The sequence below is a fragment of the Arthrobacter sp. 3Tela_A genome (genome assembly GCF_049311025.1).
GTDB lineage: Bacteria > Actinomycetota > Actinomycetes > Actinomycetales > Micrococcaceae > Arthrobacter_B.
Map to the genome: position 1 here is coordinate 1 of NZ_JAXIOM010000093.1, position 9,303 is coordinate 9,303.

Annotated in this window: 8 protein-coding genes; 2 read left to right on the top strand and 6 right to left on the bottom strand. The window is 66.1% G+C overall.

Annotated elements, in window-relative coordinates; translation table 11 throughout:
* Positions 1-35: 35 nt before the first annotated feature.
* The 5 genes from ftsH to dacB form a co-directional block, all read right to left on the bottom strand.
* On the bottom strand, positions 36-2,102 hold the full coding sequence (ftsH, locus tag TVC13_RS17610; RefSeq protein WP_422402433.1) for an ATP-dependent zinc metalloprotease FtsH: 2,067 nt from the start codon (positions 2,100-2,102) through the stop codon (positions 36-38).
* Positions 2,103-2,365: 263 nt separating this feature from the next.
* Complete coding sequence (hpt, locus tag TVC13_RS17615) at positions 2,366-2,917, bottom strand: hypoxanthine phosphoribosyltransferase (RefSeq protein ID WP_152224999.1); 552 nt, start codon at positions 2,915-2,917, stop codon at positions 2,366-2,368.
* 35 nt (positions 2,918-2,952) lie between these two features.
* Positions 2,953-3,981: a tRNA lysidine(34) synthetase TilS gene (gene tilS / locus TVC13_RS17620; RefSeq protein ID WP_422402438.1), complete on the bottom strand. Its 1,029-nt coding sequence runs from the start codon at positions 3,979-3,981 to the stop codon at positions 2,953-2,955.
* 91 nt (positions 3,982-4,072) lie between these two features.
* On the bottom strand, positions 4,073-5,209 hold the full coding sequence (locus TVC13_RS17625; protein WP_422402434.1) for a zinc-dependent metalloprotease: 1,137 nt from the start codon (positions 5,207-5,209) through the stop codon (positions 4,073-4,075).
* 95 nt (positions 5,210-5,304) lie between these two features.
* Complete coding sequence (gene dacB, locus TVC13_RS17630; protein ID WP_422402439.1) at positions 5,305-6,711, bottom strand: D-alanyl-D-alanine carboxypeptidase/D-alanyl-D-alanine endopeptidase; 1,407 nt, start codon at positions 6,709-6,711, stop codon at positions 5,305-5,307.
* A 279-nt stretch (positions 6,712-6,990) separates the two neighbouring features.
* On the opposite strand from dacB, the gene TVC13_RS17635 reads away from it, so the two are divergent.
* Positions 6,991-7,536, top strand: a complete 546-nt coding sequence (locus tag TVC13_RS17635; RefSeq protein ID WP_422402435.1) for an inorganic diphosphatase — start codon at positions 6,991-6,993, stop codon at positions 7,534-7,536.
* Between the two features lie 142 nt (positions 7,537-7,678).
* Positions 7,679-8,317, top strand: coding sequence for a hypothetical protein (locus tag TVC13_RS17640; protein WP_422402436.1), 639 nt, complete (start codon positions 7,679-7,681; stop codon positions 8,315-8,317).
* A 3-nt stretch (positions 8,318-8,320) separates the two neighbouring features.
* Here the strand turns inward: TVC13_RS17640 and TVC13_RS17645 are convergent, their stop codons facing one another.
* Complete coding sequence (locus TVC13_RS17645; protein WP_422402437.1) at positions 8,321-9,166, bottom strand: HAD family hydrolase; 846 nt, start codon at positions 9,164-9,166, stop codon at positions 8,321-8,323.
* Between the last annotated feature and the right edge of the window lie 137 nt (positions 9,167-9,303).

Below are 9,303 nucleotides of genomic sequence, written 5' to 3' on the forward strand. Positions count from 1 at the left end.
GCCGGAACCTGCTGTTCCGGCCGTCCGGCCTGCGGTTATTCGTGGTTCGAGGAGCCGGTGTGGCTGCCCCGGCCGCTGTTCTCGGGCTCCGGGAGCCCGTTGGCGGAGACGTCGAAGTCCTGCGGGATATCGGCGTCGGCAATCTGGTCCTGCGGTGCCACGGTCGCCGGATCCGGCTCACCTGCGGCCGCGGCCTCCTGGCGTTCCCGCGGGGAGACCACCGGAGGAATGTCATGCACCGGCCGGGTGGGCTTGGAGAGCCACACTTCCCGGACGTCGCGCTTGCGCACGTCGCGGAACACCTCGGCGATCTCCTGCTGGTTCAGCGTCTCGCGCTCGAGCAGTTCAAGGGCCAGGCGGTCCAGCACGTCACGGTTCTCCGTAAGGATCTGGTACGCCTCGTCGTGGGCGTTGTCCAGCAGCCGCCGGATTTCCTCGTCCACTACGTAGGCAACCTGGTCTGAGTAGTTGCGTTCCTGGCCCATGTCACGGCCCAGGAACGGTTCCCCGCCGCCGGAGCCGAGCTTCACGGAGCCAATCCGCTCGCTCATGCCGTACTGCGTGACCATCTTCCGGGCTGTGGCGGTGGCCTTCTCGATGTCATTCGAGGCGCCGGTGGAGGGGTCGTGGAAAACAATCTCCTCGGCGACGCGGCCGCCCATGGCGTAGGCAAGCTGGTCCAGCAGCTCGTTGCGGGTGACCGAGTACTTGTCATCCTGCGGCAGCACCATGGTGTACCCCAGGGCACGGCCACGGGGCAGGATGGTCACCTTGGTCACCGGGTCGGTGTTGCGCAGGGCCGCGGCAACCAGGGCGTGCCCGCCCTCGTGGTACGCGGTGATCTTGCGCTCGAGTTCCTTCATGACGCGGCTGCGCTTCTGCGGGCCGGCGATTACACGGTCAATGGCCTCATCCAGCGCGCGGTCATCGATCAGCTGCGCGTTCGAGCGGGCGGTGAGCAGGGCGGCTTCGTTGAGCACATTCGCCAGGTCCGCGCCGGTGAAGCCGGGAGTCTTGCGGGCCACGGTCTCCAGATCGATGCCGGGAGCCATCGGCTTGCCCTTTGCATGGACCTGCAGGATGTGCAGGCGGCCCTGCATGTCCGGGGCCTCCACGCCGATCTGCCGGTCGAAGCGGCCGGGACGCAGCAGTGCGGGGTCCAGGACGTCCGGGCGGTTGGTGGCTGCGATCAGAATGACGTTGGTATTGCCGTCAAAGCCGTCCATTTCAACCAGCAGCTGGTTCAGGGTCTGCTCGCGTTCATCGTTTCCGCCGCCTACGCCGGCACCGCGGTGACGGCCGACGGCGTCGATTTCGTCAACGAAGATGATGGCCGGAGCGTTGTTCTTGGCCTGTTCGAAGAGGTCGCGGACGCGGGAGGCACCCACACCAACGAACATTTCGACGAAGTCCGAACCGGAGATCGAGTAGAACGGCACACCGGCTTCGCCCGCCACGGCACGGGCCAGCAGCGTCTTACCGGTTCCGGGCGGACCGTAGAGCAGCACACCCTTGGGGATCTTGGCGCCCACGGCCTGGAACTTCGCCGGTTCCTTCAGGAATTCCTTGATTTCGTGGAGTTCTTCCACCGCTTCGTCTGCGCCGGCAACATCCGCGAAGGTCACCTGGGGCATGTCCTTGTTGGTCAGCTTGGCCTTGGACTTGCCGAACTGCATGACCTTGGAGCCGCCGCCCTGCATGCGGGTGAGCAGGAACCAGAAGATGACACCCAGGATGATGATGGGCAGGAAAAGGCCAAGGAAGCTGGTGAACCAGTTCGTCTGCACAGGCTGGTCGGTGAAGCCGTCGACGTCGGAGTTGTTCACGGCCTCGACGATGTCCTCGCCGCGTGCGTTGCCGAAGAAGAACTGGATGTTTTCACCCTTGTCTTCATACGGTTCCCGCAGGGTGAGATCGACCCGCTGCTCGCCGTCGTAAATTTTTGCCTGTTCCACCTTGTTGTCAGCCAGCAGCTTCAGGCCAACGTTGGTGTCAACCTGGGAAGCGCCGGAGGGGGCAAGGTTGGGAAGGATGATCAGCAGTGCGGCAAGAGCCAGCACGATCCAAATGATCGGTCCCTTGAAGAAGTTCTTGGATTTCATTCGTCGTCAGGGCAGATGCCCCGTCCCTCCTGATCAACAACGCCGATAGTGCGCGAAATTCGTTGGCTAGCAATGTCTAGCTATACACCGTCTCCAAGAAACACACGGTCTAAGGCACCCATTAGTTCCCTCAGGGCGTATCCGCCGGCCGTGATTCCCCTCATGCGGCCGGGGTGGAAAAAACCCGCCGGCCCGGCCCGGGCACCGAATCCGGTGCGCCGGTTTGGGCCAGCGGGTTCAGCTGTTAAACCTGCCTGCGAAGCTTATTCGTAGACGTGCGGCGCCAGGGTGCCGATGAAGTCCAGGTTGCGGTACTTCTCGGCGAAGTCCAGGCCGTAGCCCACCACGAATTCGTTGGGGATCTCGTAGCCGACGTACTTCACGTCGATCTCGACCTTGGCGGCGTCGGGCTTGCGCAGCAGCGTGCAGATTTCAACGCTGGCCGGACCGCGGGACTGCAGGTTGGTGCGCAGCCAGGACAGCGTCAGGCCGGAGTCAATGATGTCTTCGACGATCAGCACGTGCTTGCCCAGCAGGTCGGTTTCGAGGTCCTTGAGGATCCGGACGACGCCGGAGGACTGGGTGCCGGAGCCATAGGAGGACACTGCCATCCAGTCCATGGAGACGTGGCTGTGCAGGGCGCGGGACAGATCCGCCATGACCATTACGGCGCCCTTGAGCACGCCGACAAGCAGGATGTCGCGTCCGGCGTAGTCGCGGTCAATCTCCGCCGCCAGTTCCTTGATCCGCTCGGCAATCTGTTCCCTGGTGTAAAGAACGTGTTTGAGGTCTGACTGGACGTCGTGTGAATCCACGAATGGCTCCCGGGTACGAGATGTTGCAGCTGGTCTTAGGCGCTGCTCTTTTTCCTAAAAACAAGATTGCCATAGCTTGGGCTGCCTTGGGGAACCGGCTTAGTCCGCACCTGCCGGTAGGCGGAGACCTTCCCGGCCAGCTGGACGGGCCCGGCTGAGCCTTCCCGCTTGAGCAGTGCCTCCACTGCACGCACCCTTTCCCAGCTGGGACGGGCCGCACCAAGCTCCGCGGCAGCCAGGGCCAGCACCCGCTGGCGAAGGGCAGCGGGCAGTTCCCGCAGGGCCTGCTCTGAGAGCAGGATCTCCTCCCGAGCGGCGCCGGGTTCGCCGTTTCCGGCCTCCCCGCGCAGCCGGGCGTAGGTTTCCGCTGCCTGCGCGTCGAGGTAGTCGGCGTCCTGGGCCAGGATCCGGGAGCTGCGGAAGAGCGCTTCGGCAATGCCGGGGCCCAGTTCGTTTTCAAGGAACGGCAGCACCGCGGTCCGAACCCGTGAGCGGGCGAAAGACGGGTCTGCATTCGTGGGGTCGTGCCAGGGGTCCAGATCCTGCGCCGCGCAGATCTCTTCGATCTCTTCCCGCCGCAGGCCCAGGAAGGGGCGCAGGTAGAGTCCGCGCCGGGGCGGCATACCGGCCAGCGACCGGGTTCCGGAGCCGCGGGCGAGCCCCAGCAGCACCTGTTCGGCCTGGTCATCGAGGGTGTGGCCGAGCAGCACCGCGTCTGCACCAGCTTCGGCGGCAGCGGCGTCGAGCGCTTCGTAGCGCACCGTGCGGGCGGCGGCCTCCGGGCCCATGCCGGATTCCGGGACCTCCACCCGGGTGATGGTGACGGGGTCCAGCCCCATGGCGCGCAGTTTTCCGGCAGCCGTCTCGGCGATCTCTGCCGAGCCGTGCTGCAGCCCGTGGTCGCCCACGGCCGCGCCCACCGCGTAGTCTCCGCGCCGGTTGAAGAACGACGCCGTTTCCGCCAGTGCCAGCGAATCCGGCCCGCCGCTGCAGGCCACCAGGAGCACCGGAGGTTTGGCCGGGTTGGGCGGGAGGCCTTCCTCGCTCAGGAAGTCCTTCAGCATGGCCCGGGCCTTGCCCAGGGTGGGGTTCAGGCGGCGGCGGGCACGCGCAGCGGGCACAAGGGGATGCATTGGGGTCTCGTTCACGTGGTGCTTAGAGTCCCATCCGCTTGATCCAGAGGTCCGGGTTGTGGATTTCCGCCTCGGTCGGCAGGTTTTCGGCCTGCTCCCAGACCCGGTTGAAACCGGCCATGCCAACCTTGTCCACAACGCCGCGGACAAACTTCGATCCGTCGGCGTACTGCCGCATCTTGGCGTCCAGGCCCATGATCCGGCGGAAGAACTTATCCAGCCAGCCGCGGTTGATGCCGCGGTCATTAAAGCGGCGGCGGATGGTCTTCACGCTGGGGATGATGCTGGCGTCAACGGCGTCCATGACCACGTTGGCGTGGCCCTCCAGCAGGCTCATAACGGCGGTGATGTGGGACAGGCGCGCCTTGTCCTCCGGGTCCTGCAGCAGGGTGAGGACATCCACCTGGCGGTCCGGAACGCCGTCGGCCGCAGTTTCATCCCGCCCGCTGGCAGCTGCGGAAAGCTGTTTGGCCATCGAGCTGATGCGCTCCGGAAGGCTCTGTGCCTTGTCCATCAGGCCGTTGCTCAGCATCCGGATCTGATCCAGCAGGTGGTCGCGCAGCCAGGGAGCGGCGGCGAACTGCACCCGGTGGGTCTGCTCGTGCAGGCACACCCAGAGCCGGAAATCGGCCGGTTCCACGTTCAGTTCCTGCTCAGTGCTGATGATGTTCGGGGCGACCAGCAGCAGCCGTCCGCCGGTCTTGCCGGGGTTGGCCAGCGCGGCAAACGGGTCGTACTGGCCCAGGACCTTGCTGGCCAGGAACGCCAGGACGGCACCCAGTTCAGCGCCGGTGACCGTTCCGGTCACGGCGGTGTTGGTGGCGTTGACGGCGTCGGGCCGGGTTTCGGCCAGGTGCTGGAGCATCGGGTTCATCAGGGCAGCGAAGCTCTGCGAGTTGGCTTTGGCCCAGGACGCGCGGTCCACGATCAGGACCTGGGAGTCGCGCAGGTCCTCGGCAGCGTCCAGCCCCGTGATGCGGTGGACGTGGGAAACGGACTCGTCAGCAAGACGGCGCAGGTCCGCGACGGCGGCCTGGATTTCGCGGCGGCTCATCTTCGGTCCGGGTGCCACGAGGGTGGCAGCGGTCGCAGCGGCGAAGTCCCAGTTCACCAGTCGCGCGGCGGTTGAGGTGGCTTGGTGCTGCTGGTTGCTCTCCATGGCTCCATTCGATCACAGGCGCACTGGAATGTGCTCCCGCCCCCGCTGCAAGATCCGCCGGGAGGGCAAGTACGGGGTGGGTGACGCAGGTGGAATCAGCGGCAGCCGCAGCCGGCCAGGACGGCGGCCGCGTCGTCGACGGCGGCGCGTGCCTCGGCGGTGTTACCGTCCAGGCCCCGGGCCACCAGCGCGAAGGAGAGCAGCCTCCCGTCGGCGTCCGTGACGTAGCCGCTGAGCGCAGTTACGGCCAGCAGCGTGCCGGTCTTGGCGCGGACCAGTCCGGCTGCACCGTCGCCGTACCTGCCCTGCAGCGTTCCGGTCAGGCCGGCCACGGGAAGGCCCCGGGCAACAGCGCGGAGCCCGTCGTCCCCGGAGACCAGCACCGTCTGCACCGAATCGGCGAGCTGGCGGGCCGTCACGGAGTTTTCGGAAGCCAGGCCGGAGACATCGGCCAGGGACATTCCGGCCGTATCGACGCCGAGCCCGGAGATCTCCGCCGCCACCGTGGCCGTGGCACCTTCGAAGCTGGCTTCCCGGCCGGCTGCCGCAGCAGCCGACCGGCCCAGTGCCTCAGCCAAATAGTTGTCCGAGACCAGCAGCATCTGCTCAATCTGTTCGGCCACGGTCGCTGATTCGGCGGCGGCCACTTCCCGGGCACCGCCGGGCACCGTACCGCGGGTGACCTCGTCTTCGACCGTGATGCCGGCAGCCCCGGCCGCTGCAGCCAGCGCATTCCGGAAGGCATCACCGGCGGCCAGCGCGGCGTCGTCGGACCGTTCTCCGCCTTGGCGGGACTCATCCAGCCAGGCTGAGTTCACGGCCAGCGGATAGACGGGAGCGATCTCCCCGGCTTCGACGTCGGCCTCATTCCAGGCGGGGGACAGCGCCGGACCGGTGAAAAGGCTGTCATCCACCTGCACACGAACAGTCCCGGGAGCCGGCCCCAGTTCCTTCAGTGCGTCCTCGGCCAGGGTGGCCAGCCCCGCACGGCCCACCACGGCGTGTTCATCCGAAGCTCCGCTGCCCAGCAGCACATCCCCGCCGCCGCGAAGCGTCAGCACGGTCCCGCCGTTGTCCTGTGCGGCGTGGACAGTGGTTTCGAACCGGGAATCCGGGTCCAGCGTGAGCGCGGCCGCAGCGCCGGTCAGGATCTTCAGGGTGGAGGCCGGCATTCCCGTGGCTTCCGGGCTGCGTTCGTAGAGCACCGTGCCGGTGCGGGCATCGGAGACCACTGCGGAGACGGTTCCGCTGCCCTCGAAGGCAAGTTCGGCGTCGAGCAGGGCACCCAGCACCGCAGGATCCGGCAGCGGAGCATCCGGATCCGCCGGCTGCACAACCGGGTTCTCGAAGACGCCCGCAGGCGGGCGCTGGTAGGACGGGACGGCAGTCTGCCGTTCAGGGGCTTCGCCGGAAAGTGCTTTCACCACGGGCGGGCCGGCATACACGGCCAGCGGAACCAGCAGCAGGGCGAAGGCCAGCACCAGGGCAATGCCGGAGAGCATCCTCGCCAAGGACCACCAGTTTCTTATTTCGTTGCCGTGCCTGATCGCTCAGGTTCCGCCTGCTGCGGAGGAATGAGGCCGTCTGGAAACGCCGGTAAACGCTGCAGCGCCTCGGGACCTATATCTTTAACACTAGACCGGCGCAGTGAGCCAAACGGACATTCCCAAATGGACGGGGGGATTCCGGCTGCGTCCATCCTCGCAAAGTGCATGAGCAATGCATGTTACTTACCTGTCCGTTTTACTGGCCCTTTCCGGGCCGCACCCCAAGGAGCCGTTATGAAACTCGACGTAACGATCGAGATCCCCAAGGGATCCCGCGTCAAATACGAAATCGACCACGAGACGCACCGCCTGCGCCTGGACCGTGTGCTGTTCACCTCCATGCAGTACCCGACGCACTACGGTTACTTCGAAAATACCCTCGGCGAAGACGGCGATCCGCTGGACGCCATGGTGATGCTCCAGGACTTCGACCTGATCCCGGGTGTGCTCGTTGAATCCCGTCCGATCGGCGTCTTCAACATGGTTGACGACGGCGGCGGAGACGCCAAGGTTCTCTGCGTTCCCGTCGACCCGCGCTTTGACCACATCAAGGACATCTCCGACGTGTCGGATTTCCTGCTGGACGAAATCAAGCACTTCTTCACCAAGTACAAGGACCTGGAGCCCGGCAAGTGGGTAGAGGCCGCTGACTGGGAAGGCCGCGAAGCCGCCGAGGCCGAGGTTGAAGCTTCCCTGGCACGTTTCGAAGCCCAGGGCGAGAAGAGCGAAGAGGACGAGCCGCAGGGCCGCGACGTCGACGCCAACCCCGAGAACGACTAAGGGTTCACCTCTCCTCACCGAGATGACAGAAACTGCACGTACCAGCGCTGGTACGTGCAGTTTCTGTTATCTCGATAGGGCACGGCACGCCCGCCCCAACCGATATCGGTTGTTTGGGGAATTGCTCTGGCATGCTGATGCCATGCATTTTGTGCTGACCATCAACCAGCGGGATACCCGCGAGGCGGGAGACCAGGTTCCGGACCTGGTGCGCTCCCTGCGGCACATTCCTGCCGTGGTGGATTTCCAGCGCTCGGTGTCAGACGAGGCGCAGGGCGTCCTTGCGCATCCCTCAGCCGCAGTTGATGCGGCACTCGTGGCCATCCGTGCCCGGCGCTGGAACGTCGGGATCGGCGTCGGCGAACTCCGCCGGCCGCTGCCCTCCGCGGTGCTGGAGGCTGAGGGTTTTGGCCTGGTCTACGCGCGCCGGGCCGTGGAGCGCGCGCAGCGCTCCGGCGACCGCATTCCGCTGGCTGTTGAGGGGCCCGACGCCGAGGTGGCAGCGGAAGCCGAAGCGGTACTGCGGCTGCTGGGCCAGATCGTGGCAAGCCGGACCTCCGCAGAGTGGAAGGTCCTGGACCTGATGACTCCCGGAGCGCGGGGACAGCAGAAGTACGTTGCCCAGGAGCTGGGAATCACGGCACAGGCGGTCAGCAAGGCCGTGGTCCGCTCCCACTGGGTTGAGGAATGGGCCACGCGGCCGGCGGCGGCCCGTCTGCTGGATCTGGTGTCCGGACCGGTTTCCCTGCCGCCTGCGCCCCTGCCCTATTCCGCTCGGTAGGACCTAGCGCGGAGCAAGCAGGCTGCGCAGGACCTTCGCTGCGCCGTCCTCGTAGACAGAGCCGGTGACTTCCGAGGCAACGGAGAGGACTTCGTCCGGGGACTGGCCCATGGCTACGCCGCGCGCGGCCCAGGAAAGCATCTCAATGTCATTGCGGCCGTCTCCCACTGCAACGGTGTGCAGGGGATCGATGTCCAGGCGGCGGCGGACCTGTTCCAGGGCCGAGGCCTTGGTGACTCCCGCTGCGGCGATGTCCAGCCAGGCGGTCCACCCCACCGAATAGGTCACCCCGTGGAGGCCAATGGCCGCCACGGCGTCGCCGAATTCCTCGGCCGTGGAGTCGGTGCTGAAAACCACCACGCGCACGGCCTTGCACTCGCGCAGGTATTCGAAGTCCACGGCCTGGGCTTCGGCGCCGAAGCTGGCGTCCTGGAAGCGTTCGGTGGACAGGAACCGTCCCTCGTGGTCTTCCAGGGCGAACTTGGCGGTGGGCAGTTCCACGCGGAGGGCGTCCAGCGCGGGACGGGGATCGAAGACCACCCGGTCCACGATCTCGTAGCCGTCCGGCAGGGAGGTGTCGATCTGGAGGGTAACGCCGCCGTTTGAGCAGACGGTGAAGCCGTCGGTAAGGCCAATGCTCTCCAGGACCGGCAGTGCGGCTCCAAAGGAGCGGCCGGTGGAAATCACCAGGTGGTGGCCCGCGTCGATGGCGTCCCTGGCCGCGGAACGGACGTTGGGGGACATGTGTCCGTCGTGGTCCACCAGGGTCCCGTCGACGTCCAGGGCGATGAGGTGTTTGCTGTCTGTGTTGAACCGGTCTTCGGTGCCGGCTGAAGTGAGAGTTGTCATCGACTCATATAAACAGAAGCGGGTAAATACCGGTAGGACGCGGTTCACACTCGGCGCAAACAGCCGGTGAACTCTCTGCTGCGTCCGTCCCCCGCGCCGCCGAAAGACGGGCCGGGGCCGCGGGAGCGCGCTGCGGC